This is a genomic window from Treponema sp. OMZ 799 (genome assembly GCF_024181365.1).
Lineage (GTDB): Bacteria > Spirochaetota > Spirochaetia > Treponematales > Treponemataceae > Treponema_B.
This window is the reverse complement of the sequence record NZ_CP051301.1, coordinates 1,342,713-1,367,197: the sequence shown is the minus strand read 5'-3', so window position 1 is coordinate 1,367,197 and position 24,485 is coordinate 1,342,713. Positions and strand designations below refer to the sequence as shown.

The 24,485-nt window shown below is 39.2% G+C and carries 29 protein-coding genes and 1 tRNA gene; 24 read left to right on the top strand and 6 right to left on the bottom strand.

Going from position 1 to position 24,485, the window contains the following annotated elements; translation table 11 throughout:
• Positions 1-197: 197 nt before the first annotated feature.
• The gene (locus E4O04_RS06160) at positions 198-611 is read right to left on the bottom strand and encodes a hypothetical protein (RefSeq protein ID WP_253684840.1); all 414 of its coding nucleotides are present in this window, start codon (positions 609-611) and stop codon (positions 198-200) included.
• Between the two features lie 229 nt (positions 612-840).
• On the opposite strand from E4O04_RS06160, the gene E4O04_RS06155 reads away from it, so the two are divergent.
• From E4O04_RS06155 to E4O04_RS06145, 3 genes are read left to right on the top strand one after another with little or no spacing between them, the layout of a single operon-like run.
• Positions 841-1,998 (top strand): NAD(P) transhydrogenase subunit alpha, encoded by a 1,158-nt coding sequence (locus tag E4O04_RS06155; protein WP_253684841.1) that lies wholly within the window; start codon positions 841-843, stop codon positions 1,996-1,998.
• The gene (locus E4O04_RS06150) at positions 1,995-2,297 is read left to right on the top strand and encodes an NAD(P) transhydrogenase subunit alpha part 2 (RefSeq protein ID WP_253710594.1); all 303 of its coding nucleotides are present in this window, start codon (positions 1,995-1,997) and stop codon (positions 2,295-2,297) included. Before E4O04_RS06155 ends, E4O04_RS06150 begins: the two co-directional genes overlap by 4 nt.
• On the top strand, positions 2,294-4,339 hold the full coding sequence (locus tag E4O04_RS06145; protein ID WP_253710592.1) for an NAD(P)(+) transhydrogenase (Re/Si-specific) subunit beta: 2,046 nt from the start codon (positions 2,294-2,296) through the stop codon (positions 4,337-4,339). Before E4O04_RS06150 ends, E4O04_RS06145 begins: the two co-directional genes overlap by 4 nt.
• An 11-nt stretch (positions 4,340-4,350) precedes the next feature.
• On the opposite strand, the gene E4O04_RS06140 is transcribed toward E4O04_RS06145, so the two are convergent.
• Both E4O04_RS06140 and E4O04_RS06135 read right to left on the bottom strand, forming a co-directional pair.
• A complete protein-coding gene (locus E4O04_RS06140; RefSeq protein WP_253710590.1) occupies positions 4,351-5,268 on the bottom strand; it encodes a hypothetical protein in 918 nt (305 codons plus the stop codon).
• 25 nt (positions 5,269-5,293) lie between these two features.
• Positions 5,294-5,722, bottom strand: a complete 429-nt coding sequence (locus E4O04_RS06135; protein ID WP_253710588.1) for a hypothetical protein — start codon at positions 5,720-5,722, stop codon at positions 5,294-5,296.
• A 149-nt stretch (positions 5,723-5,871) separates the two neighbouring features.
• Between E4O04_RS06135 and E4O04_RS06130 the strand changes: the two genes are divergently transcribed.
• From E4O04_RS06130 to E4O04_RS06105, 6 genes are all read left to right on the top strand, one after another.
• Positions 5,872-6,372 carry a hypothetical protein gene (locus E4O04_RS06130; RefSeq protein WP_253710586.1) on the top strand — a complete coding sequence of 167 codons (501 nt, stop codon included), beginning with the start codon at positions 5,872-5,874 and terminating at the stop codon, positions 6,370-6,372.
• A gap of 10 nt (positions 6,373-6,382) precedes the next feature.
• Positions 6,383-7,726, top strand: coding sequence for an SPOR domain-containing protein (locus tag E4O04_RS06125; RefSeq protein ID WP_253710584.1), 1,344 nt, complete (start codon positions 6,383-6,385; stop codon positions 7,724-7,726).
• Between the two features lie 195 nt (positions 7,727-7,921).
• Positions 7,922-9,556, top strand: a complete 1,635-nt coding sequence (gene groL, locus E4O04_RS06120; protein WP_253710582.1) for a chaperonin GroEL — start codon at positions 7,922-7,924, stop codon at positions 9,554-9,556.
• A 146-nt stretch (positions 9,557-9,702) separates the two neighbouring features.
• Positions 9,703-10,452 (top strand): hypothetical protein, encoded by a 750-nt coding sequence (locus tag E4O04_RS06115; RefSeq protein WP_253710580.1) that lies wholly within the window; start codon positions 9,703-9,705, stop codon positions 10,450-10,452.
• A gap of 49 nt (positions 10,453-10,501) precedes the next feature.
• Positions 10,502-10,574, top strand: a tRNA-Met gene (locus tag E4O04_RS06110).
• Positions 10,575-10,780: 206 nt separating this feature from the next.
• Positions 10,781-11,845 carry a tyrosine-type recombinase/integrase gene (locus E4O04_RS06105; protein ID WP_253710579.1) on the top strand — a complete coding sequence of 355 codons (1,065 nt, stop codon included), beginning with the start codon at positions 10,781-10,783 and terminating at the stop codon, positions 11,843-11,845.
• 7 nt (positions 11,846-11,852) lie between these two features.
• Here E4O04_RS06105 and E4O04_RS06100 read toward each other — a convergent pair whose 3' ends face one another.
• The 3 genes from E4O04_RS06100 to E4O04_RS06090 are packed head-to-tail and all read right to left on the bottom strand — an operon-like array spanning position 11,853 to position 14,056.
• Positions 11,853-13,028 carry a restriction endonuclease gene (locus tag E4O04_RS06100; RefSeq protein WP_253710577.1) on the bottom strand — a complete coding sequence of 392 codons (1,176 nt, stop codon included), beginning with the start codon at positions 13,026-13,028 and terminating at the stop codon, positions 11,853-11,855.
• A gap of 25 nt (positions 13,029-13,053) precedes the next feature.
• The gene (locus E4O04_RS06095; protein WP_253710575.1) at positions 13,054-13,638 is read right to left on the bottom strand and encodes a hypothetical protein; all 585 of its coding nucleotides are present in this window, start codon (positions 13,636-13,638) and stop codon (positions 13,054-13,056) included.
• A gap of 46 nt (positions 13,639-13,684) precedes the next feature.
• Entirely contained in the window at positions 13,685-14,056 is a 372-nt protein-coding gene (locus E4O04_RS06090) for a helix-turn-helix domain-containing protein (protein WP_253710574.1), read from the bottom strand.
• A 156-nt stretch (positions 14,057-14,212) separates the two neighbouring features.
• On the opposite strand from E4O04_RS06090, the gene E4O04_RS06085 reads away from it, so the two are divergent.
• The 15 genes from E4O04_RS06085 (at position 14,213) to E4O04_RS06015 (ending at position 24,476) form a co-directional block, all read left to right on the top strand.
• Positions 14,213-14,458, top strand: coding sequence for a helix-turn-helix transcriptional regulator (locus E4O04_RS06085; RefSeq protein WP_253710572.1), 246 nt, complete (start codon positions 14,213-14,215; stop codon positions 14,456-14,458).
• On the top strand, positions 14,455-14,673 hold the full coding sequence (locus E4O04_RS06080; protein WP_253710570.1) for a hypothetical protein: 219 nt from the start codon (positions 14,455-14,457) through the stop codon (positions 14,671-14,673). Before E4O04_RS06085 ends, E4O04_RS06080 begins: the two co-directional genes overlap by 4 nt.
• Positions 14,674-15,003 (top strand): hypothetical protein, encoded by a 330-nt coding sequence (locus E4O04_RS06075; protein ID WP_253710568.1) that lies wholly within the window; start codon positions 14,674-14,676, stop codon positions 15,001-15,003.
• A 3-nt stretch (positions 15,004-15,006) separates the two neighbouring features.
• Positions 15,007-15,216 carry a hypothetical protein gene (locus E4O04_RS06070; RefSeq protein WP_253710567.1) on the top strand — a complete coding sequence of 70 codons (210 nt, stop codon included), beginning with the start codon at positions 15,007-15,009 and terminating at the stop codon, positions 15,214-15,216.
• Between the two features lie 15 nt (positions 15,217-15,231).
• Positions 15,232-15,447: a hypothetical protein gene (locus tag E4O04_RS06065; RefSeq protein ID WP_253684857.1), complete on the top strand. Its 216-nt coding sequence runs from the start codon at positions 15,232-15,234 to the stop codon at positions 15,445-15,447.
• Between the two features lie 16 nt (positions 15,448-15,463).
• Entirely contained in the window at positions 15,464-15,694 is a 231-nt protein-coding gene (locus tag E4O04_RS06060) for a hypothetical protein (RefSeq protein WP_253684858.1), read from the top strand.
• A gap of 14 nt (positions 15,695-15,708) precedes the next feature.
• Positions 15,709-17,349 (top strand): ParB/RepB/Spo0J family partition protein, encoded by a 1,641-nt coding sequence (locus E4O04_RS06055; RefSeq protein ID WP_253710565.1) that lies wholly within the window; start codon positions 15,709-15,711, stop codon positions 17,347-17,349.
• Between the two features lie 226 nt (positions 17,350-17,575).
• On the top strand, positions 17,576-19,150 hold the full coding sequence (locus E4O04_RS06050) for a hypothetical protein (protein ID WP_253710563.1): 1,575 nt from the start codon (positions 17,576-17,578) through the stop codon (positions 19,148-19,150).
• A gap of 3 nt (positions 19,151-19,153) precedes the next feature.
• On the top strand, positions 19,154-19,765 hold the full coding sequence (locus E4O04_RS06045; RefSeq protein WP_253710561.1) for a terminase small subunit: 612 nt from the start codon (positions 19,154-19,156) through the stop codon (positions 19,763-19,765).
• Positions 19,766-19,774: 9 nt separating this feature from the next.
• Entirely contained in the window at positions 19,775-21,136 is a 1,362-nt protein-coding gene (locus E4O04_RS06040; protein ID WP_253710559.1) for a terminase, read from the top strand.
• A gap of 27 nt (positions 21,137-21,163) precedes the next feature.
• Positions 21,164-21,553 (top strand): hypothetical protein, encoded by a 390-nt coding sequence (locus E4O04_RS06035; protein ID WP_253710557.1) that lies wholly within the window; start codon positions 21,164-21,166, stop codon positions 21,551-21,553.
• Positions 21,554-21,568: 15 nt separating this feature from the next.
• Positions 21,569-22,021, top strand: coding sequence for a hypothetical protein (locus E4O04_RS06030; protein ID WP_253710556.1), 453 nt, complete (start codon positions 21,569-21,571; stop codon positions 22,019-22,021).
• Positions 22,022-22,104: 83 nt separating this feature from the next.
• Positions 22,105-22,446 carry a hypothetical protein gene (locus E4O04_RS06025; protein WP_253710554.1) on the top strand — a complete coding sequence of 114 codons (342 nt, stop codon included), beginning with the start codon at positions 22,105-22,107 and terminating at the stop codon, positions 22,444-22,446.
• 88 nt (positions 22,447-22,534) lie between these two features.
• Positions 22,535-24,217, top strand: a complete 1,683-nt coding sequence (locus E4O04_RS06020) for a portal protein (protein ID WP_253710552.1) — start codon at positions 22,535-22,537, stop codon at positions 24,215-24,217.
• Positions 24,210-24,476, top strand: a complete 267-nt coding sequence (locus E4O04_RS06015) for a hypothetical protein (RefSeq protein WP_253710550.1) — start codon at positions 24,210-24,212, stop codon at positions 24,474-24,476. Before E4O04_RS06020 ends, E4O04_RS06015 begins: the two co-directional genes overlap by 8 nt.
• Positions 24,477-24,485: the final 9 nt, after the last annotated feature.

The following is a 24,485-nucleotide window of genomic DNA, read 5'->3' as shown; positions in this document are numbered from 1 at the left end:
ACCTTTCTGCAAGTTTCTTACCTTGCAAAAATAAAGAGCCTTACCTTCATTCAAAGAGTAAGACCTTCAAAACTTTTCTAGTATTTTCTACAGTTTTCTAAGCTCACCGCCGTAACCGACGGTGAGAGCGAATATAGCCCATTCCGTAACTTTTGTCAAGTACTTTTTATAAGGTTTTTATAAAATTCTAATAAATTTTAATACTCTCCGGGTTTTAAAATTACCGTAAAAAGACTTTCCTGATTCTTGTCCCTATAAACAAAATTCATATTCAGTTTGTCCTTTCTAAACTGCTCAACATTGGTTTGACCTTTAAATTGGGTACTCAGAGCTTCCTTTGTTGCAGCCTCAATCAAACTCCAAGTCTCGGCACTATTATCTTCCTTAGCCATCCCTATAAACGAGTAAACATATTGAAGAGTATGAGTGCTTTCAATATATTCTACTGAATCAAGCTGAATATCATCCCCTATCTTTGTAGGGCACTGCTTATTCAAGGCCTCTGCCATAGTTTTGTACTTTTTGAACTCACTCTTTCCATTCTCTTTTGTACAAGCAGAAAAAAATAAAAAACACAGCATCAAAACAAAAAGACTTACCTTTTTAATCATTTTAATTTCTCCTTAAGATTTATAAACAAATTTCTTACATTTGTTGTCAATTTGATTCTATCATAATAAATAAAAATATATAAGAGCTTATTAAATAATAATTTGAACATCGAAAGTATTAGGAATTCTGCTGCACAAAAAAACTTGACGGTAAGGCATTACTATGGTATAATCGACATTAAATTAAGAGTTCAGTATATATAAAAACTGCGCTCTATAGGAGGATTTTATGATTATTGGTATTCCTAAGGAAATCATGCATGGAGAAGACCGTGTTGCCGCTACCCCGGAAACATGCGAGCTTCTGGTTAAAGATGGGCACAAGGTTTTGGTAGAAAAAGGGGCCGGTGAAGGCGCCTATTTCCATGATCCGGAATACGAAAAGGCCGGAGCGGAAATTGTTTCGGATGTAAAAAAACTTTTTTCCGATTCGGAAATAATTTTAAAGGTAAAAGAACCCCTTTATAATGATGCAATGGGCTGTCACGAAATCGATATGATGCACAAAGGACAGTATCTTATCACTTTCATTCACCCTGCAGCTCCGGTTAACCACGAGATGGTTAAAAATATGGCAAAACAAGGCGTTATTTCTTTAACCCTAGACGGTGTTCCGCGAATTTCGAGAGCACAAAACATGGATGCTCTTACTTCGATGAGTACCTGTGCAGGTTACAAAGGAATTTTAATTGCTGCAAACCTCTTGCCGCGCTTTATCCCTCAAATTTTCTGTGCTGTCGGTATGATTAAACCCATGAACGTTTTAATCGTTGGAACAGGCGTAGGCGGCTTACAGGCTCTCGCAACTGCCAAAAGACTCGGAGCCGTAACATACGCAGCCGATATCCGTCCTGCAGCCCGTGAACAGGCTCAGTCTTTGGGAGCCAAGATAATCGACTTAGGTGTTCCCGAAGAAGAAGCAATCGGTGAAGGCGGTTATGCCCTTCATCTTAAAAAAGAAACATTAGAAAACGAAAGAAAGATGCTCAGCTCCCACATTAAGGACATGGACATAATCTTCCTTTCAGCCCTTGTTCCGGGAAAATTAGCACCTGTTATTGTTACAGAAGAAATGGTAAAAACCATGAAACCGGGCTCTGTAATCGTTGATATTTCGATCGACCAAGGCGGAAACTGCGAGTTGACACCTCCGGGCGAAGTTCTTAAAAAACATAATGTACACCTTGTAGGTATTAAAAATATACCGGGACTTCTTCCTTCAAGCTCTACATGGATGTTTGCCCAAAACATCTGCAACCTCACCCGCTATCTTATCAAGGACGGAAAAATCGAGCTTGACCGAAACGACGATATCGTCAAGGGTATTCTTACCACTATTGACGGCGAAATCGTTCATAAGGGCGCCAGGGAGGCCATGGGTATATGAGTCTGGAATTGATACTGGTTCTTGTCTTTGTTGTAACAACCCTTATAGGCTACAAACTGATCAAGAACGTACCAAGCCTTTTACATACCCCGCTCATGTCGGGTATGAATGCCTTGTCCGGCATTACCATTTTGGCAACTATGACCGCGACAGCAGCAGCAATTACAACAGGAAGCAAGGTTTTCGGCTGTGTAGGGATCATTTGCGCTACAATAAACGTAGTTGCAGGCTTCGGTCTTACGGACAGAATGCTTAAAATGTTTAAAACAGGCAACGAGTCCAAAGAGGATACAAAATGACGGATACGGTTTATTATATTATTTGCGGAGTACTCAGCATCGGGGTTCTTTTAGGAATTAACATGATGAGTAAGGTAAAATCGGCAGTTAAGGGAAACCGCTTAAGCGCCCTTTGTATGCTTGCAGCCGTATGCGTAACTCTGTATAAATATCAGATTTTTTCTGCAGGAATGATGTGGGCAGGACTCGCAATAGGAGCGGCAACAGGTATTTACCTCACAATAAAGGTAGAAATGATTACCATGCCCCAAACAGTTGCCCTGCTCAACGGCTTGGGAGGAGCAGCTTCGGCTGTTGCAGCCCTCCTCACTCTGGCTGCTGCTAACGGCAAAACCGGCATCTTTGCTATTGTTACAGGCGGAATAGCCTTAGCAGTAGGAGCCCTGACCTTTTCGGGCAGCTTAATTGCAGCAGGAAAGCTTCATAAGCTTCTTCCTCAAAAGCCTACGGTTTTACCGGCACACCAGGCTTTGACCACAATCAGTTTTTTAGGAATGATTGCATTCATTGTTCTTCTTCCTATTAAGCCGGAACTTATGATGAGTATTTCGATTGCAGGGCTTTTTATAAGCCTTCTTTTCGGTATTTTCTTTGCAATACGCGTAGGCGGAGCGGACATGCCGATTACGATTTCTCTTTTGAATTCCACATCGGGTGTTGCCGCCTCAATTGCAGGTATGGCAATAGGAGACATTCTTTTGGTTTCTGTTGGAGGCATAGTCGGAGCTTCAGGCCTCTTGCTTACCCAGATTATGTGCAGGGCAATGAATAGAAGCCTCGCTTCAATTCTTTTCAGCAAAGCAGCTTCCCCCGCCAAATCGGCAAAGCCGGCTCAGCCTTCAGAACTTTCAGCTAAAGAAGCAGCAGAGAAGCAAAATACGCAATCGGCAGAAACAAAACCGGCTCAAAACGAGCTTACGGCAACAGGGCATGCCGATAAGTCTCAGCTTCCCTCATGGTTTAGCGATGCTAAGGAAATAATCTTTATTCCCGGCTACGGTATGGCTCTTTCTCAAGCCCAAGGCTTGGTAAAACAGCTGGCAGATAAGCTCGAATCAATGGGGAAAAACGTGCGGTTCGCCATTCATCCCGTTGCAGGAAGAATGCCCGGTCACATGAACGTACTCCTTTGCGAGGTTGACATCCCCTACGACAAGCTCTACGAAATGGAAACCATAAATCCCGATTTTGACAAGACGGATTTGGCTATCATAATCGGAGCAAGCGACGTAGTAAACCCTGCCGCAAATACGGCGGAAGGTACTCCTATTTACGGAATGCCTGTCTTGGCTGCAGAAAAGGCTAAAAAGCTCATAATCTGCAACTTCGACCTCCAGCCCGGCTATGCGGGAGTTCCCAATCCCTTGTATGAGCCTAATCCCAACACCATGATGCTTTTAGGCGATGCAAAGGAAAGCATAAACACCATGCTCGACTCTCTTAGAACTAAGAGTGCAAGCACCGGTGCAAGCGGAGCATCAGTCAGTGCCGGAGATGGTAATAAGGGTGAGGCATCGAGCGGCAGCCAACCGGCCGAAGCTCAAATCGGGACATGGTTCAGCGAAGCAAAGGAAATAATAGTTATCCCCGGCTACGGTATGGCTCTTTCACAGGCCCAAGGCTTGGTAAAACAGCTGGCAGATAAGCTCGAATCAATGGGAAAAAATGTGCGCTTTGCCATTCATCCCGTTGCAGGAAGGATGCCCGGCCACATGAACGTGCTCCTTTGCGAAGTAGACATCCCCTACGACAAGCTCTACGAAATGGAAACCATAAATCCCGATTTTGACAAGACGGATTTGGCTATCATAATCGGTGCAAGCGACGTAGTAAACCCTGCCGCAAACACGGCGGAAGGTACTCCTATTTACGGAATGCCTGTCTTGGCTGCAGAAAAAGCTAAAAAGCTCATAATCTGCAACTTCGACCTCCAGCCCGGCTATGCGGGAGTTCCCAACCCCTTGTATGAGCCTAATCCCAACACCATGATGCTTTTAGGCGATGCAAAGGATAGTTTAAACAAGATATTGGAAAACCTATAAATTAAAGGGGCTTAAAAAGCCCCTTTTTTTGTTGCCTGACGGTTTATCTCCTCCCATAAAACATTACCTTCATGCGGTACACAATCTCGCACCCAATACCACCAAAAAAAGCCGCCTATAAAATTCTTCGTGTATCCGGGCATACCGTAATAACGGCGTATCATATTAAGTTTTGTTTTTTCATCGGCGTTTTTATCGGTACTTCCGCATTCTCCTATGCCCAGTTTTGAATTGGGGAAAACTTCTTCCAAATCGATAAAGATTTTTTCCCAGTCAGGCTGAAAGCCTTCATTATCATCCTCATAATAGCTCACCAAAAGATAATCTACATTCTCTTTTATGCGGGAAGGAAGATAGGTTTTAAGCCAATCAAGCATCGGAATTTTTTGCATTCCGGGCGCAAAAGCATAAGCGGTTAAAACGGTGACGCCTCCTTTTGATTTGATAAAATCATAAGCTGCCGTTACCTTATCTGCAATCAATTTAGGATTTTTACCGAGCCAATTTTCTCCGTTAATTTCATTTCCGATCTCCCACATGTGGGTGTATTTTCCGAGAATCTCATAGGCTGTTCTAAAACGCTTTTTATAGGAAGATATCGTTTTGTATGATTTCATATCATAAGAATCCACGGGACAAGCCAATATACGGGCAACTTTGCTAATTTCCCTAAAAATAGGAATATATGTTGAAAGAGGCTCGTCCTTAGACATAACAATACGTACTGTAGGTTTTGTCTTCATATCCTTGAGGGCTTTTACCACAGCTTCAAGTTTAACGGTTTCATACCATGAGTCATCTATCGTAAGCCCCAATATAAAGTCTTGGTTCAAAGAACGGACCTTTAAACCTTGCTCTTGAGCAAACAGCACAGAGGCAAAAACACAACTTAAAAAAAACAGACAAAATCCTTTGTATTTTAACTTCATATTCAGAAAAAAACACGCTTAAAATTTATTTTTTTGATTGGTAAAATTTTTTATACTTTACATCATCAAAGTCAAAATATCTGTAACCTACCCCTTTTTTAGACACAAGATTTTTCCATAAATTAAAGGCTTCATCCAAATTTCCTATTTCAAATGCATATTTTGCTTTCATATGTTCAATTTCAAAATCAAATAAATGCAATTCATCATTATTTTCTATCATTCTGTTTAACCAAGATTCAGCAATACCCATGTTATTTTTTTGTATAGCGTGAATGAAAAAGCTTTTAGCATAATTATATCCCTGATTCCATCTCGCTCCCGAACCGGGAAAAGCCTTCCATCCTTTCTCGGCGGCAGCAAAGCCTTCTTCTACTTTATTTTCTTGCAGTTTGGTTACGGCATCCTTGCCATAAGAAACAACAACAGCATATCTTTCATCATCCAGCAGCATATAAATTCCTCCATAACACTTAATTTACATTTCATTTAATTTATATTATATCATCTATTCCGAATTATTTCATCTGCATGAGTTTTTCTATTTTTTAAATTCTCTTAATCTTTTTTTTGGAATACCGATAATCTACACCGAGGACTATTATGTTAAAAAAATACATAGGCTGTATATTATTTTGCATTTTTTTAGGAGCCGCCTTCGCCGACACGGCAGCCTTTGCCTGTTTTCAAAATAAGGAAGCTCACGAAAAATGCAGAAATATTACAGAAATTTTTGAAGATACTCTTTTTGACAAGTTTTTTGATGAAGGCTTTATCGCTACAAGCATTCCGGTAACCGAAATAAAATCGGAAAATGATATTTCGCTTGCAGAAATAAAATCTTTTTTTGAAGAAGGCCCAAATTACCTGATTATTTTTTATATGCAATATGGGAAAGAACTTCTATTTAACAAAAAAACGGAATTAAAAGAAGCGGATTGGCAAAAAATGACTGTCCGTATGTTAGATTGTGCGGCTGAAAAAGAGATATACAAAAAAACTATCGACATTACTAAAATAAAAGAAAGAGATATAGAAAAAAAAGCCGAAAAGCTGGCTGATCAAATATCAAAAGAAATTTTCGAGGCAATTAGCAGGAGATAAGGAGAGGGATATGAACAAAAAAGTTTTATTTTCATTGATATTCATTATATCGTTTTCATGTATATGGGCGGTTTGGGAAGGCAACGGAGGAATAGGCTCTCCTACCGACTTCCCTTCGGAAGGCTTATTTGTCAGAAGCGATATGTTTCCGAAACATACTCTTTTGGAAATAACAAACCTTGAAAAAAATGTTAAGGCCAGGGCCGTCGTTATAGGGCCTTCGGGAATTCCGGGTCTTTTGGTCAGTCTCTCTCCCGAATTAGGAGAAAAACTAAACGTTCCCAGAGGCAAGGTTATCAGAATAAGAGTCCTTACGCCCAGCCCGGTAAATGAAGACGACGGTAAAAGCGTTTCAGCAGGACCTGAGTCTCAAGACCTAGATACCAACCCGGCCCTATTTATAGCATCCCATTCCGATTTGCCTAATACAAATCTAAAAAAAGAAGAAAATAAACCGGTATCTGAAAATACGGACGGAGATACAATTCTCTATGATGAGGTTGAAAACCCTGTTGATGAAACCGAAAATCCTGAAACAGTTGAAGCTGTTTCCGCAGTAGAAGAAGTTTCTATAGCAGAAGAGCTTCCGCCTGCAGAGCCTCCTATTGAAAACACAGCTACAGCGGAAGAAGTTCCTAATGTAGAAGCTATACTTGATCCGGTAGTTGAAGAACCTGAAGAGGTTGAGCCTATAGCCGAAACCTATATGGAACCGGCAAATGAAAATCCTCCCATAACGGTAGATCCTATAACTGAACCTGCAGCAAAACCTGAAGCCGCTCCGGCTCCGGTAACCGAGGTATCGGAACCGCAAGAACCTGAACAAACTCAAGAAGTTGTAGAAAGCGTTGAAGTTGTAGATCCTGTAGTAGAGCCTGTTTACACAGCACCGGCTGAAGAAAAAACTGTTGACAGCATTGCTTCAGCTAGTCCAAAAAATGTTCCTATGGCCGAAAAAAAGGAAGAAGAGGCTGCTCCGGTTGAAGAAATACCCGCTGAAGAAGATACGGGCTCATACGATGAAGCCGATTCGGATATATACAGTGTTGCAAATGAAGAAAAAACTGAAGAAAGCTCTATAGCAATCCTCAATGAGCCCAAACCTGTTTCAAGTAAACTTGAAAAGGGCAAAACCTATGTTCAAATTGTTGTTTATAACGATAAGTATAACCGCGATGAGGCCGTAAAAAAATATGGTAAAAACTACCCTATGGTAGTAGAAGAAAGTTTTGTAAAAAACAACACAAGATATACTATCTTTGTAGGCCCCTTAAAGCCGCAAGAAACCGGGGCCGTTCTTGAACGCTTTAAGCAGTTAGGTTTTAAAGATGCCTTTCTCAAGAAGGGAAAATAGAATCAATTAATCGGTAATAAGCAATGTGTAATCGGTAATTAAACCGATTACACATTTTTTTTTCACATTTTCTAACAGTCATGCCGGCAATTTTTATCTATCTCAAGCTCACCCCCTTGCCGTTTTGCCCTTTTTTTTGTATCTTATATCCACGATAATTAATAAACTAACTATAGATTCTTAAGGAGAGCTAAAATGGCTAAACAACTATTGTTTAATGAAGAGGCTAGAAAGAGCCTTCTCGCCGGTGTTGAACAAATTTCAAATGCAGTAAAAGTTACACTCGGACCCAAGGGACGAAATGTTCTTATCGATAAGAGTTTCGGTGCCCCGACCGTTACAAAGGACGGCGTATCTGTAGCACGCGAAGTCGAGCTTGAAAACAAATTTGAAAATATGGGTGCCCAGCTTTTAAAAGAAGTTGCAACAAAGACAAACGATGTTGCAGGAGACGGAACCACAACGGCTACAGTTCTTGCATACTCCATGGTAAAAGAAGGCTTAAAGGCCGTAGCAGCCGGCATGACACCGCTTGAATTAAAGAGAGGTATCGACAAGGCTGTAGCTATCGCCGTTGAAGATATCCAAAAAAATTCAAAAGAAATTAAGGGCTCTGAAGAAGTTGCCCACGTTGCCTCAGTTTCTGCAAACAATGATGCGGAAATCGGTAAGATCATCGCCGATGCTATCGCCAAGGTAGGAAAAGACGGCGTTATCGACGTAGGAGAAGCCCAGACAATGGAAACCGTTACCGACTATGTAGAAGGTATGCAGTTCGACAGGGGCTATATTTCTTCTTACTTTGTAACAGACAGAGACAGAATGGAAACCGTTTTTGAAAATCCCTATATCCTCATCTATGATAAATCAATCTCAACAATGAAAGACCTTCTTCCCCTCTTGGAGCAGGTAGCCCAGTCAGGCCGCCCTCTTTTGATTATTGCAGAAGATGTTGAAGGTGAAGCCCTTGCAACCTTGGTTGTAAACAGCCTCCGAGGTGCATTAAAGACCTGTGCAGTTAAGGCTCCCGGTTTCGGTGACAGAAGGAAGGAAATGCTTGAAGACATTGCCGTTTTAACGGGCGGACAGGTAGTTTCAGAAGAATTAGGCTTTAAGCTTGAAGCTGCTCAAATTTCAATGTTGGGACAGGCCAAGAGCATAAAAATAGATAAAGACAATACAATGATTATCGACGGGGCCGGAAAATCAAAAGACATTAAGGACAGAGTTTCCCAGATTAAGGCTCAGCTTGAATCAACCGATTCCGAATACGACAGCGAAAAGCTAAGAGAAAGATTGGCTAAGCTCTCAGGCGGTGTTGCCGTTATCAAGATCGGAGCAGTAACCGAAGTTGAAATGAAAGAGAAAAAGCACAGAGTTGAAGATGCTCTTTCGGCAACAAGAGCCGCTATCGAAGAAGGTATTGTTGCAGGAGGCGGTCTTGCAATGATTCAGGCTATCTCAGCCTTAGAAAAAGCAGATATGAGCTCTCTTACAGAGGATGAAAAAGTAGGCTTTAAGATTGTAAAGCGAGCCCTCGAAGAGCCTATCCGCCAAATTGCAGAAAATGCAGGCTTGGACGGAGCAGTTATTGCAGAAAAAGCTAAGGAAAAGAAGGGCATAGGCTTTGATGCCGCTAAGATGGAATGGACAGACATGGTAAAAGCCGGAATCATTGACCCTGCCAAGGTTACTCGCTCTGCCTTACAGAATGCAGCTTCAATTGCAAGCCTTCTTTTAACAACAGAATGTGCAATTACGGATATCCCCGAAAAAGCAGCCGGACCCGCGATGCCATCACCCGACATGGGCGGCATGGGTATGTATTAGAATTTAAGCATACCGTATTCGGGTATGTACTAAGACTTTAGATTCATAAAAAAGAGCCTTGTATTTAATGATACGAGGCTTTTTTTATTTTAAAATTAAAATAAATTTATCTTGCTATTTTTTAAAATATATATTACAATGGCCTTATGAGTGATGATATAATATCGGAATTGGGCATTAATACATCTGAAAGTGATACGGTAGAGCTTGATTCACTAACTTTGGAAGCCTTAAAAAAAGGCCCCATAGATATTTTCAATAATCTATACCTAGGTGAAACGAGACCTCATTCTCTTATTCTGTGTATTGATGTACGCGGATTCAGCAGTTTTATGCGTGATAATGATGAACCTATAGTTTTTAGTTTGATTAAGTCCTTTACATCAAATTTCCTTTCATGTATCAATCAATTCGGCTATAACTGTTCTTATTACAAGTTATTGGGAGACGGAGCACTGGTAATATGGGACAAACTGGATGGTGTTGCAATCAAAGAAGCTGTTACGGTTTTTACAACATTTATAGAATTTGCCGATGAAGAATTATTTAAAGACCATAAGAATCTTTCAATTGGAGGCGCTTTGGTTTTGGATAAGGTTTACAAGTATGAGATATCAGCTGAAGCTTCACAATTAATGTACCGCGATTATGTCGGTTACGGTATAAACCTTGCCTGCCGCCTTCAAAACCTGGCAGAAGGAGGAGAGCTCATTGTAAGCAAAAAATTAGTTGATATCGGAGCAATATATGCGAAAAAGAGTAAAGATATGGAGGCCATAAAAAAACTTAGAGAACTTAAAGGTGTTAAAGAAGAGGATAGAGAAGATATATATTTGTATGAAGGTATCAACCCAAAAATTATTTCGATATTTAAAGTTTTAAGCCTAGATTTCTAAATTGGGGCTTGACATAAATGTATATTTTTTATATACTCAAGACTCTTACGGCGGTATAGCTCAGTTGGCAGAGCAAACGGCTCATATCCGTTAGGTCATAGGTTCAAGCCCTATTGCCGCTAGCTTGTTTCAAAGGCACTCAAATGAGTGCCTTTTTTTATTGTTTATTTCACATTTCTATAGCTTATATAGACTTACAAGATTATCACGCAAAGCACTATTTCACTTTATTTTGGCTCTTTTTGCTTTATTTTCTTTTATTTTTACCGATATTGTAAGTGATATGTAAACTATATGTAAGCTATCAAACTTACTAAAAGAGGAGATTATGAGTGTAAAACTATGGATTAACCGCAATAAAATATATCTTAGTATATATATCGGCGGTAAAAGGTGGAGGGAAAGCACGGGGCTGACGGTTACTAATAATAAAGAGCAAAATAAGGCTGTTATGGATATGGCAGAAATTTTACGAAGCAAAAGGGAGGTTTCTTTGATTGCCGTAAGCAATGGTTTATCGGATCCGGCTCTTACAAAAATAACGGTTCTTGAATATGTAAAAAAAGCGGCCGCAGAAAAAAATAAAAAACACCCAATTCATAAAGTGGTTCTATGGATTGAAAAAATATCGCCGACCTTGAAAATGGATGCCTTAACCCCGACTTGGTTTGAAAACTTCCAAAAGACACTACAAAGAGAAACAACACTTTCACCCTACACTTGCGAAAATTACGCCTGCTCATTGCGAACTCTTTTTAAAAAGGCTGTAAGAGACGGAGTATTGGTTAAAGATCCAACAATAGGAGTCAAACACATACCCTGCCCCGAAAGTATCAAAGAATTCTTAATGCCTGAAGATATTAAAAAATTGGCTGCAGAACCCATGGGCGGAATTTTGGGGGCAGACGTTAAAAAGGCTTTTTTGTTTGCCTGCTGCACGGGCTTGAGAATAAGCGACTTAAAAAGCTTAAAATGGGGCGGCGTGTCTTTTGAGAAAAAGACACTTACAAAGATTCAACAGAAAACAAAAAGGGCCGTATATTTGCCTATTAAAGATGAGGCTATAGCCTTTTTACACCTTCTTGCAGAGGAAAACCCGAACAGAACGGATGAAGATTTTATTTTTCCTCATGTTGCAACGACCGGCACCAATATGAATCAGTACTTAATAGAATGGGGCAAGCGGGCCGGAGTCAGACAGAAGATAGGCTGGCACTTGGCAAGACATACCCACGCTACCCTTCTTTTGGAGTCCGGGGCGGACTTATATACGGTTCAAAAACTTTTAGGACATACCAAGATAAGCACCACAGCACAGTATACACAAGTTACGGACAGGAAGAAAAAAGAGGCTATAGATTTGCTGCCTGATTACGGGATTGTGGGGCATTAGGAATAAATTATCCCTGCTTAAACCAACGCTTTGCACGCCTACAGCCTAAGTCTTCGGCCTCTTGTGTTGTGAGGGCGTAAAGATCACCCCGATCGGGCTTGACTTCAAAATTATCGTATTGCTGATCCATGGGTAGATGATATATTCCTGTTGCAACATTGCATTTTATAGCCGGGTATTCTTGTAAGTCGACATTTTCTTTAACTGCAACTTTCAAGGCTTGCGCAAAAGTTCGGGCCATATCAGATATATCAGTGTGAGTTACAAATACGGGGATAACTTCTTTTTTGGGTTCATAAGCAAGGCGGTATTCAATGGCAGAGCCGAACAATTGGCATATATGTTTTTCATGTATTTTTTTATTTTTTGACCAATACTTACACTGTATGATTAAGATATGCTTTTCATTTTCGGCGATTAGGTCCCTTCCTAAGTCTTCAAGCCGTTTATCGATGCCGAAGTATGTAACATTGTAACCCATACGCTCCAAAAGATAACCATAGTAACGCTCAAAGTCCCTGCCTATCTCCCATTTGGATTTTTTTCTTTTCCAGTATCTATCCAGGGCAAGCTGATTTTTTTCGGTATCGGATAATTCGTTATATTCTTCATCGGATAAAAATTGCTTTATTTCATCGGTATTTGAGTCGTATTGAACAGGCACATAGTCAAAGTCATCAAGTTCTTCAAGTTCAGGAATAACATGCTTAAAATAATCTATTTGATAGCGAAGCAATTTATTTTCTTTAATTAGGGCTTTTTTTTCGTTTTTTAAGTCATTTATTTTTATTGCTCTATCCCATTTTCTTTTATTTTTAGTCGCATTTAATTCGTCTACAAGTAAAGTTTCCTGTAAAGTCATAAAGTCAGCCATACCTGCAGCAAGCCAAGGCATAGAAACAGCTTGACTTTCCATATATTTTTTACAATTTTCCCATAACTTTTTACGCAGCTCATTTTTTTCTTTTTTCAGATGTTCGTTAAATTCTATAGTTTGATTGTGAAATTCTTGTCTAGCCTCTTCTGTGGTTTTATATTCATAGATGATTTGATTTGCTTCTCTTAAATCTTTTCTTTTTTCATCTAACTCTTTAGATGTAGCTCTGGCAGAACTGATAAAGACTATAAGTCCAATAATTGAAATAAAAACAATGAGAAAAATGATAAACCCAATATCTTCCATTACTTCCTTTTTTTAATTATCATGTCTAAAAAAGATCTTTTAAGTCTTTTTTCTCTTTTTCAGAATAAGTTAAAATATCTTTAATATGCTCTTTAAACACATTTTCGTATCCAATATATATAATTTTACATACTTTGTCGTTTGAAAATTTATAAATGTAATCCACAATAATAGCCGTTTTATTTTTACGCCATAAAAGGATTAAACCATTATTTAACCCTTTATCTATATCTTCATATACTTTAATGAGTTGTTCTTCAGATAATTTTTGATAGAGCTTATCTCCTATAGGTTTTAAATATAAAGGAGTTCCATATTTTTTTATTAACGACTCAACACTCTCATTATAATACTCTGAAAATACATCTAACTTTGTTTCTATTGAAACTTCAACTAAACTTTTAATGCTATTTTTCACTATGAATTTAAACTCTATTGTAGAGTTCTCATCAATATAATCTAAAATATTTGGAGAGAAAGCCCTACTCAAGCCTCGTTCAGAAAAGTTGGTATTTTCTGATACAAATTTTCTCACATAAGCCTCTGATACGCCCCACGGAATACTACCAAACATAAGATCTTCATCTGCAAAACAAAAAAGACCGGCCATACACAGTATTAAACAGCAAAAGAATTTTTTCATAAACACACTCACCTCAGCCAATCTGGGATGATTCCATCTCGGAAGCTCCAGATTGTTTTTTATCGATTAAGCTATCGATTAAATTTTCTACGATAGCCTGATCGACATCATCTAAAATTTCTAACTTATTTATAAATCTTGTATACTTCTTATTCAGTTTTGGATTTTCCAATCCCAAGGACGAATCCTCGCCGGTAACTAAATACTCAACGGTAGTATCCAGGGCCTTAGCGATTTTTACGCCAAGATCCACATTTGGTAGAGAATTTCTACTTCCCAAATACATATCTAAAGCCCGCTTTTTTATACCGGCTTTAACTGCAAATTCTTTTTGGAGTAGATTCTTTTCCTTTATTAAATCTTTTAACCGCTGATTAAATGTCATTATATGATTTATCGGAAAAATAATCATACAAATATATGAAAATACTGTAAATGCGTTAAAAAATAGTAAAAATTGTAAAAAAAGTATTGACAAATAACGCAGAATATGTATTATAAATACTGTAAGTGCGTTATCACTTATAGAGGAGAAAAAACTATGATCATGAACATGCAGCAAGTTATGGAACTTACCGGGTACACACGGTCTTATATCTATAACCTTGTGTATAAAAAGATGATACCCGTCCACAAGCCTACGGGCGGAAGGCTCTTTTTTGTAAAAGAAGAGATCGAACAATGGCTTATGGGAGGCCGTCAGCTTACAAGCCAAGAGCTTAATGCAACGGCCGATAAAATCTTATTGGAAATGGGAGCCCGCAGAACCCAAAGGAGGAGCAAATGAAAATTAAAAAAAATACTCTCATTCAAATCAATTCATCTCGTCATCCTATCTATAAAGCTATAGCCATTAAAGACTTTGATTCTAATGACGAATGGTATCCTCTATTTTTAGCAGACGAGTATTTGAAAGGTATGAGTAAATGCTGGATTAAAGGTGAAAAAATCCCTTGCAGGAAATCTTTAGTAAGAAGCTTTAAAATAATTAAGGAGGAGTAGATGAAAAGGCAGATTAGCTATTACCGCAAGCAGGTAGACTATAAAAACATTCATACCCACGGAGACATAACCGAGGCCGTTATTTTTAACACCCCCGAATTAACCTATAAATACCATGTTTTTATTTTGCACAACGGCAAGCAGACAGAAAAGCTTTACCGCAGGAGCCTATCCGGGGCAAAAAAATCGGCTTATAAGCAGCTCAGGTTACCGCACAAAAACGGACAAGCCTTGCTTACCGACGATAAAAAGCCTAAGCCGGTTTTTGTCAGGATTGACGGCCGAAAGGTGGAAGTGCCGAACTCTATCGAAATAGCAATAAGGGGGTAAAGGATGAATACGGGAGCAAACTTTTACGCACAAATGAACGAGGTGCTTGATAATTTAACCGGTAATATTATCGAATTAAAAACTTCTTATGAGTCAAGCAATCCTATCAATACTCATAAGGAAAAGCTTTACGACTTAATCAACAGGAATATTAACGAGGCCCGAAATCTTTTAAAAGAAGATTTAAGCCTTGAATTAAACAAGAATTTTTAACGGAGGCGATAAAGAGTGAAAACGTCAAAACAATGGAGCGAAAAACGCAAGACCGTTTTAGGGGTTACCTTGACCTTTCCAAGTATTGAAGAAAAGCAAAGAGCCGTTGAGTTTTTAACCTCAAGAGGCAGAAAGCCGGCATCATACATGCTTTATCTTTTGGATGAAGCTATGGAAAAAGCAGGAGCCAAAAAAGTGGTAATCGGCGAACCTATAGATTATAGACTATAGATTACAAGCTTTAACAATGAAAACAATCTATACGGTAGAATCGGAGCTTTTGAATCAAAGGATCACGATTACCGAGACAGACGGCAAGTACGAGATAGACACAGAGGACGGAGTGCACTATTCCGATAAAGAAGTTTTTTTATGCTGCTTTGCAGATCCAAGGCCTAAGTTTCCCAAAAGGGTACATAGGATAAAAAAGCTTTTTGACGGAGAAGTAACCGGCATCGAATTTTTAAAAGACCATTAAGAGGAGAAAAACAAATGGCAGAAAGAAAAACTATTTTAGTTTCGGAAATTTTACCGAACATCGATAGGAAGATGGGAGGCTATGGAAACCTCGATACCCTAGCCGCTTCAATTAAAGAGATCGGGCTTATCAACCCTATTACCGTAAGGTATGAATCGGGGGATAACGAATTCCCTTATACGATTATTGCCGGAAGAAGAAGGCTTGAGGCCGTAAAAAAACTAGGCTTAAAAAATATTGAGGCTGTCGTTTATGGCGAGGATGAAAGTATTCCTGATGAGGAAATCGCCCTTGCCGAAAATGTCAACCGATTGGACATGCACCCCGTAGATGAGGGGGCGAATTTTAAAAAACTTCTTAAAGAAGGAAAAACGATTGACGAGCTATCAAAAACCTTTGACCGCTCGCCCTCACATATTTACCAGCGGATTAAGCTTACAGAGCTTACCGACAACATGAAAGAGTTTTTCAAACAAGGAAAAATAAACATAACAGAGGCCGCAAAAATTGCATGTTTACCTGTTGAAGTGCAAGAAAAAATTTACAATGAAATTTCAAAAGATAAATGGTTCAGCGGTTATGCCGATTATGCTATCAGAAGATATGCTAAAAACAGGTTGGATTTTCCTTGCAGTATTTGTAAGTATTGCAATAAAAGAACACGGTATACCGATAACAATCTTTTTCCGGAACTTAACGAAAGGGATGACTATTGCCTTGATCCCGAATGTTACGAAAAGGAAAAGATAAAATTATATAAAGAAAGAATAAAAGAAGGCGTAAGCAATTACGGCGATCTTGATTTTCTTTTTGTAAACGGAGTAGAAAAAGAATATTTAATACCCTTACAAAAATTCTTTGATTTTAAAATAGATCTTTGCAGTTTTAATGATTATACGCAGCTTGATCAGGGGCGTAATTTTGATGCCTTAACCGATGAAGTAAGGGCTTGTCTTGTTCATTGGTATGATGTTATCGATGACAAAATGAAATATGTGATTACATATGAAGATTATAACAAATATTTTAGGAAGAACCGAGAAGTAAGCGAGGAAGAAAAACTTATTATTGAATCTCTTCCTGATGAATACAAGGAAGAGGCGATAAAAAAGGTGAGTAAAGAACAGCTATTCACTTACAGCATGGAACATAAAGCTAAAACAAACACGGTTTGTTCTTTATTAAAAAAAGAATTTTTAAAACCCATCCCTTCCTTTTATTTATCGGACGATTTTTTTGATTATCTTATTGATAGCGGTGATAACGAGTTTATTTGTAATGCTTTTAAAATTATGACGGGAAGCAATCTTAATAACTTAAAGGATACAAAGAGATTTAATTTTAAACATATAGATTTTTTGAACTTATTTTTTTACACCTATATTTTAAGAGTTGCTGATTCCATTCTCTATAAAGATCTTGATGAAACCATACCGCTTTTAGGCCTTGATGTTAAAGAAGCCACCAAAATCTTTAGCGAAGAATTAAAAAATATTGTAATCGAAAATTTAAAAAAAGCCCCGGAAGATGATGAAGAAGATTATGATGAATCGGACGCAGAAACAGAAGATGAAGAGTCGGAAGATGAGGATCTTACCGATGATTCTTTTCGGAGCGAAGAAGACGAGGACGGAGAAAAAGTATGTTACATTTAAAGACGGAAGATCAAACTGCAGATTGGACGGGCGGACGGTTTACGATTATGAATCAATTTATGAATACATCCGGGAAAAGGATTTTTTTACGCCTAACGACATCAGGACCTTTACCGGAGCTACAGAAAGCTCGGTGCAAGGAATTATCACAACTTTATCACTCACCTACCCGATCTACGAAAAGGGTTATGGAAAATACGCATTACTTAAAGACGAGGACTTATAAATGGCAGACGGTAAAACTTTAACATGGAGAAAATTCCCAAGAGATACAATCACAAACCCGGCACTTCTTTTTATTGCCAAGAAGCTGCCTAAAGAAAGGCAGCACCAAGTTTTTACATTATTTGTTGCTTTGTATTGCAATGCCGATGATGACGGCGTTGTAGACTTAAGCGATTTAGCGGTCTTTTCTTATACATGCATAATGAGCGAAGATGATCTTGTTGATTTGCTTTATCGGTTTTTAGACCGCCATATAATAGAAGAAATTACCATTAACGGCGTACAGGCTTACAGGATAGCCGGATGGCTTGATCCTTATCCCGGGCGGATGACTGCTGCAGAAAAACAGGCCGCCTATAGAAACCGCCTTGCCGAAAAAAAGCCTCCCGAAAAGCGAAGTTTTTTAGGTTCAAGAGGAAGGCATCCCGTTCCTGAATCAAACCCTATAGAGGCCCCGGAGTTTGAGCCTTACGATGAGACGGAAGCTATCTATGCTGAAGCTGCCGAATTAAGCGATGATGAGATACAGGCTCTTTTTTTACGCCTAGGCGAAGATGAGCCGGAGGCCGCGGCCGAGACGGCCCAAGTGCAGGAACCGGCGGCCGCCGAAAATCCTAAAAGCGTTACCGAGCGTTACCGTGAGGTAACGCCCGTTACCCAAGAAAAAAAGCTGGTAACACCCGTTACCGGCGAAAATTTCAAGGTAACACGCGAAAACGGCGAGGTAACACAGCGTTACCCGACACTCCCTAAGACAGAAGAGACAGACAGAAGAGATAGAGACAGACAGACAGAAAAGACAGAGGGAGAAGAGATAGAGACAGAAGAAAGAGAGATGAGAGATAGAGAGACGGAGAGAGAAATAGACATAGGAGAGACAGAAAGAGAGGATACGGAACAGAAAAAGAGAAAGGGGAGAAAGAGAAAAGACAAGACACACATAGATAGAGCTGCTAGTCCTGCCCCGACAGGAGAGATCCCGAAAGAGAGGGAGGCAGAGGAGAAAGAAACAGACGAGCCGCCCGAGCGAGACATAGGAGAACCGGCTGAGCCTACAGAGTCTGCACCACCGGCTGCACTTGCGGAAGATGCAGAAAAGACAAAAAGAGAGGCAGACCGGAAGCGTGCGTGTTTTAAGATTTTTTTGAAATTTTTTAGCGATAAAAACCCGATGGGTTTTGTCGACGAAGAAGCCGAGCTTGTAGCTTGTGCAGAATTGGCAAAAAGAATGACAAAACTGGAGGATAAAAAAAATAATGCCGAAATTATTGCCTGCCAGTTTACGAATTCTTTTAACCGTCTTTTAAAAAAGGGCGGTTATTTTGAAAACATGCCATGCACGCCTCAAATGCTTTTAAAACCCGGCAATTATTCTAAGGTTTTTTATTCCGTTTCTCAAATCCTTCATCCGAAAGATGCCGGAGGAGCTCATTGGGCCGCCGAATTTAATAAAATTACGAAGGAGGAGGCAAAAAAGAACCTTGAGGAGGCTGCAAAGGAGTATGGACTGGATCCTAACGACAAGGACTTATTGAAAAAGATGGTTGCAACTGAAATTCAAAAAAGAAAAGGTTAAGGAATGGCAAAGATAGCGAAGGCAAAGGAGGAGAGCAAGGCAAAAATAAAGCCTAAGGTTGAAGATTGGGCAGAAGATTTAAACGAGCAACAGAGGCTTTTTGTGCTTTATTACTGCACGGATGAGTTTTGTTTTTTAAACGGAACGAAAACGTACAGAAAAGCTTATCCCAAATGCCGGAGCGATGAAGCGGCCGCAACCGCAGCGTCAAAATTGCTAAGAATTGCTAAGGTAAAAAAGAGTATCAGAATGTTATTAAAATTGACGAGGGAAACAGAAGATGAGCTTGCTGCCTATAAGATTTTACACACTTATGAGACTTTAGCCTTTTATAACCCCGCAGACATAATAACGGACACGGGAGCGTTACTAAAACCTTTAAGCGAGCTAGGACCGCTTGCTGTTTGTGTGGAACAGATACAGACCTTTTATACCAAGGATGGCTTTCCTTGCACTGTTGTGAAGCTTGCTAACAGGCATAAAGCTTTGGCTGTCTTAATGAAGTACTTAAGCCTTGTCAAGCCCGAAATCAATATGGAGGCCATGATGCCGGTTGCTATGATTACCGACAAAACCGCTATTGCCGATTGGCAGACGGAAACTAAAACGAGTTAAGAGGATCATATGATTATTTGGAAACCGACTAAAAAACAATCACTAGCCTTGCAATGCCCTGCTTTCGAGCTTTTCTATGGAGGAGCTGCAGGAGGCGGTAAAACGGACTTTTTACTTATGGACTTTTTAGGCGGTTGTAATAAGCATAGGGAAAACTGGAGGGGGATTTTATTCCGTAGAACTTATAAAGAATTAGAGGACATTATAATAAGGGCCAAGGAGCTTTATATTCCTATGGGAGCGGTTTATAACAAAACCGATAATGTTTTTAATTTTCCGACAGGTTCATTTTTAAGATTAAGATACCTGGAGCGAGATGATGATGTAAGCAATTATCAAGGCCATCAGTATACATGGATAGGCTTTGATGAGTTAGGCAATTATTCCAGCGACTATTGCTGGAGATATATGATGAGCCGCTGCAGAAGTGCTAAGGGTATTCCTTGTTATATGAGAGGAACGGGGAACCCCGGAGGCGTGGGGCACGGCTGGTTAAAAAAAAGATTTATAGACAATCAAAATCCTAATACAATTTATACGGACGAGGACGGGAATACAAGGTGTTTTATTCCTAGCCGATTGGATGATAACGATTATTTAATAAAGAATGACAAAAGCTATGAAAAGCGATTACGCCTTTTGCCTAAGTATCTTTATGAGGCTTTAAGAAAAGGCAACTGGGATATTATTGCCGGAAGTGCTTTTGAGGAGTTTAGCCGAGAAAGCCATGTCATTAAGCCTATAGCCCTTGATCCGGGTGTATGGTTTAAGTTTTGTTCTATGGACTGGGGATATTCAAGGCCTTTTAGCATAGGCTGGTGGGCAGTCTCAAGAGACGGACGTATGATTAGATACCGTGAGCTTTACGGCTGCGAAAAGGGCGAAGCAAATAAGGGAGTCAGGCGTAGTGCCGGAAGCATTGCAAAAGAAGCTTACGCCTTATCCATTGCCGAGGGTGTTAACACGATGGTTGCAGACCCCGCAGTTTGGGGTAAGGTAGATGACGGACCTTCAATCGCCGATAAGTTTGAAGCTGAAGGCTGGAAGATGGTTAAGGCCGATAACGATAGACTTAACGGCAAGATGCAGTTCCATCAGTTATTAAAGAGTAAAGGCGAGGACGGCCGTCCTATGCTTTTAGTCTTTGATACCTGCTTTGATTTTATAAGGACTATACCGCTATTACTTCCAAGCACTACGAGGCCGGAAGATATAGACACTACATTGGAGGATCATATTTATGATGAAACACGTTATGCGATTATGAGCGAATACGCAAGGCACCCGGGCAGGGCCTTAGAAAAACAGAATGGACAATGGAATTTTAGAAACAAGCGGACAAGAGGCGCAAGCTTTGATCCGTATGGGTAAATATTTTTTAAGAGGAGAAGATGAAAAATGAAAAAGATTGATTATTGGGATTTAGCCGACAGTGAGCGTTTGTATTATACAAGCGTAAATGAAGCAGTTGAGGAAATTTTAAAAAAATTCCAAAAAGAAGAAAGAGAAATACCGAAAGTCCTAACATTAACAGGTTTTGCAAAAATGGAGCCCGATGTAAAAGGTGAGGCGGCTTGTCTTTTAGATGATTTTCTACAATCTTTGGATTGTAATTTTAATTATTTCGATGACGTTGCTACAGAACCCACAGAAAGAATGAAAAAGGCGGCAGAAAAGTTTGTAAGGGAAGTATTAAAAGATTATGAAGTTTCTAATTATGTACCTGTTTGTACAAAAGAAGTTAATATCAAACTATGGATTAAAAGACATCCTGATTGGGATAAATAAAAGGAGATATAGTTTATGGAATTTGACAAATTAAGAGTTTACACGGCATTAAACGCCGATGAATTACAAATTGGGAGCAAGTGTATTTTTGCTGACGCAGTGGGTAATTTACAAGACAAAGTAGAGAATAATAATGAGGTATCTATGGAACTCGCCTTAATAAAGCCGACAGATCGTCCCTCTCGATTTGAAGCAGAGAATGGGAATTGGTATCTTCTAGCCTATCTCATTGAACCGCCCGCCGAACCTAAGTACAAGCCTTTTAAAGATATTGATAAAGCGATGGAAGCAATCAAAAAACACGGTGGGTGGATAAAGAAAAAAAGCAATAGATATCAGTATATTGTAATTGCAAAAAGCTCCACTTCATTGAGATTGTCTGACGGTTGGTTCACTTTAGAAGCAATATTTTATGATTATGTCTTTGCCGATGACGGCACCCCTTGCGGTGAATTAGCGGAGGAGTAAGTAAATTAGTAATTGGTAATTTTATAGATGAACTGTCAATTAAAAGTTGACAGCCGCTAAAATAAGAGAGGAGAAAATAAAAGATGACAGATGAGATGAAATTAAAAAGGCTTGTAAAAGATTTAAGTGCTTTTAGAAATAGTTTTGATCACGATCACTGGTTATATGTGCTTTATAATATAAAAGAAAAAAATACGGCAGAACTTCAAAAAATTCTTGATAAAGTTATCGAAGAAGAAATGGAAATAGATCAGCTGATTCGTGATGTATCCTATTATTTAAAGCATTATTGCTTTCATGAGGATGACATCAAATACGTTTATTTAGCAATAAAAAGGCGGGATATAAAAGCACTTAGAAGATTTTCGGAAATTGCTTATAAAAATGAAATTATCTTAGAAAATTATGATGCGTGGTATCTATAAATAACCGGAGGAGTAAATTATTTTAAAAAAAATTAATTATTTTTTTAAGTTATGTAACAGAAAAATTTTATTTTGATAGAATGTCGGTATGGAAACTAAAAAGGACGGTAAAGAATTATTAGCCGATATAAAGGCTCTTTTTGACATTCTAAAAAATAAGCGCTCTATGCATGAGGCGGAATGGCAGGATGTTTGTACTTATATAGGCTCTAATGTTTTTGATTGGGATGAGAACAAGGCCGAAATTAAAAGGCCGAAGCGTCATACCGGCCGGCCGTCCGAATATCTTAAAAAGTTGGTATCGGGGCTTATGGGTTACACTATAAGCCCCAATGTTACATGGCTAAAGCTATCTTTAAATAATACTGAAATGCTTGAATATGCAGGGGTTAAAGATTGGCTAGAACAATCTGAAAAAGCCTTGTATGAGGAGTTCAACAGGAACAATCTATATAGTCAGGTTTCTTTGTTTATAAGCAATGCTGCATCTTTCGGACACGGCGTTATGCTTATAGATGAAAAGAAAGAGAACGCTATAAGGTTTTTAACTATAGCAGAACCCGAAATCTATATTGCAGAAAACGAATACGGCGATATAGATACCGTTTTTAGATATTTTTCCATGACGGTAAAAAATATTATAGCCCGCTTTGGAGAGGAAAATGTAAACGAGCAGATAAAAAACGATGCAAAGGACATTAAGGGTAAAAACAAAGAAGTTAAAATCTTGCATGCGGTATTACCTAGAGATGATTACGATGAAAGCAAGCTTGACGGTAAAAATATGGAATTCGCAAGCTATTATATCGATATGGACAATAACACGATTTTAGAAGAATCGGGTTATTATGAATTGCCTTACAGCGTTTTTATTTGGGAAAAAGAAACTTCATCAGCTTATGGAGGAAGCCCTGCAAGAGAGGCAATCCCTGATATGAGGCTTTTAAACAAGGTGGAAGAAGCAAGATTAAAGTTAGCACAGCTTGTATCGGAGCCGCCTATGAATGTGCCGGATTCTATGAGAGGTTTTGAGTCTGTAGTCCCGGCAGGATACAACTATTACGAAAGGCCCGATATGATAATGACACCTATCAACATAGGAGCTAACTTCCCTATTACGCTTGAAACTATACAGGATATAGAATCAAGATTAAGAGATAAGTTCCATGTCGATTTTATGCTTATGTTACAGGCCCAAACAGCACAAAAGACGGCAACGGAAGTTATAGAATTACAGGGTGAAAAGTCGGCTCTTTTATCGAGCTTAATCGTCAATCAAAATAAGGCCTTATCTGAAATAGTTATCCGTACATTAAATATTATGTACAGGCAGGGACGCTTTCCGGAGCCTCCCAATATTTTAAACGGCTCGGATGCGGTTTTAAATGTTGACTTTGTAGGGCCTTTAGCACAGGCACAAAAACGCTATCATCAAACGGGAGGAGTACAAACAAGTTTAGCCATATCACAACCCATTATACAAATGAACCCCGAAGTACTTGATTATATAGATACCGATAAACTGCTTAAAAACGTACTTGATACAAACGGATTCCCGCAATCGGCAATAAGAGAAGATGATGAGGTTGCACAATTAAGGGAGCAAAGAGCACAGGCTCAAATGCAGGCTATGCAGGCACAAATGCAAATGCAGGCTCAAAGTGATATAACGAATAACTTCGATAAACTGAACGAGCCGGTAAAAGAAGGCTCGCCTATTCAGGAATTATCGGAACAGCTTGCCGGAGGACTTGGAGGAGCTAATGAGTAAGTGCGTAATACCGGGGTATGAAACAAGCAGCCCCGAAGATCAGATAAAGGCTTTAAGAGAAACTTTTAAAAGAGTATTTAAAACCGAGGACGGCAGAATAGTATTCAATGCTCTTTTAAACGATTTATTTTATTTTACTGAGGCAAAAACCGAGGCGGAAAAAGCCTTGTGTGAATATGCAAAATTCTTTTTAAGGGAAAGATTGGGAGTTACAAAGACATTGGATATAACTGATGCCTTAATCAATAACCTTGATTGACCTTAAATA